The following is a 1,268-nucleotide window of genomic DNA, read 5'->3' on the forward strand; positions in this document are numbered from 1 at the left end:
TATTAAAAAGAAAAAAACCCATTTTATTAGAAAGGGGTTGTTTTATAATTTATTTTGTTTACATAATATTGTTATAAGTAACTATTATTATTTTGGTAGATTCGAAAATATAAATTAGTGTCTAAAAGACGGAATTTTAAAGTTTTACTATTACCTCTGTTCCATCTTTTAATTTCGTATCAACAAGGATTAGTCCACTGTTATTTGAAAGTCCCTGTAGTAACGGCTTCAAATCTTTTCTATCAACTTCAGGGAAATTGAATTTACTGCCATTTTTTCTGATTGCTTTATTTATTAAACGATTAAGCAATTTTGATGTGATGATCAAACTAGCTAAATTTAAAATCGCATAAGGAACAGGAATGGAGAATCGTTTTCCTTCTATTTTTACCTTAACCTTTAACATAATCTACTCAATCACAACGAAAACTTTATCACCGTTAGATGAAGTGATGTCAACGATTTGTCCGACCATTTCGTTTTCGATTGCTTCGATTAGCAGATCAACGTTAATATCTTTAACATATTTTTCTGCCTCAGGAATTTTTTCAGCAATATTTGTACCTACTTTTAAAACTGCTTTTACAAGATTAATCGGTACATTTACATTAACATTATCTCCTACTTCAGAGTTCACACGAATCTTTAAAATTTTATTTCCATACGCTTCTTTTTTTAAAGATACGCGATCTGGTTGGTCTTTATCTTGCAAAATATTAATTAATTCACTTGCTTTATCTTTATCAATCTTTCCTTCTTCCATCAACGTTAAGATTCTTGAAATCTCGTCTTTCATTATAAGTCCCCCTCTTTTAATAATTGAATGGCTTTCTCAGCCGTAATTTCGCCTTTTTCCAATAATGTTACAATTTTTGATTTATCTATTTCTGGTTTCTTTTGAGTGGAATATCCAAGCGTTGAGATAATTTCATCTAATTTTCCTCTGACGGTCGGATAAGAAATTCCTAGTTCCTTTTCGACCTCTTTAATATTTCCACGACATTTAAGAAAAATCTCAATAAAATGAAGTTGTTCTTGGCCAAGAGACGCTAATCTAGATACTTCAAATTCATTTTCAATCGTTGTCTGACAATGGTTACAATGTAGCTTAGTAATTTTAAGTGCCTTGCTGCAAACAGGACAATTAGTGAGTAAAGGATACGACATACTGTTCTCCTTTCTTTTATTTAATCATATCATACACTATATATTTAATTTTTCAAACAAATATTTAAAATTATTTATAAATATTTATAATTTCATTAAAT

The 1,268-nt window shown here is 29.1% G+C and carries 3 protein-coding genes; all 3 read right to left on the reverse strand.

The features are described 5' to 3' along the window. Window positions 1–136: 136 nt before the first annotated feature. From CN514_RS23945 to CN514_RS23955, 3 genes are read right to left on the reverse strand one after another with little or no spacing between them, the layout of a single operon-like run. Window positions 137–406: a hypothetical protein gene (locus tag CN514_RS23945; protein WP_098234716.1), complete on the reverse strand. Its 270-nt coding sequence runs from the start codon at window positions 404–406 to the stop codon at window positions 137–139. Between the two features lie 3 nt (window positions 407–409). After that, complete coding sequence (locus tag CN514_RS23950; RefSeq protein WP_098234717.1) at window positions 410–796, reverse strand: hypothetical protein; 387 nt, start codon at window positions 794–796, stop codon at window positions 410–412. After that, window positions 796–1,167: a DUF2089 domain-containing protein gene (locus CN514_RS23955; protein ID WP_098234718.1), complete on the reverse strand. Its 372-nt coding sequence runs from the start codon at window positions 1,165–1,167 to the stop codon at window positions 796–798. The genes CN514_RS23950 and CN514_RS23955 overlap by 1 nt, the downstream gene beginning before the upstream one ends. Window positions 1,168–1,268: the final 101 nt, after the last annotated feature.

This window comes from Bacillus sp. AFS001701 (assembly GCF_002559405.1).
Classification (GTDB): domain Bacteria; phylum Bacillota; class Bacilli; order Bacillales; family Bacillaceae_G; genus Gottfriedia.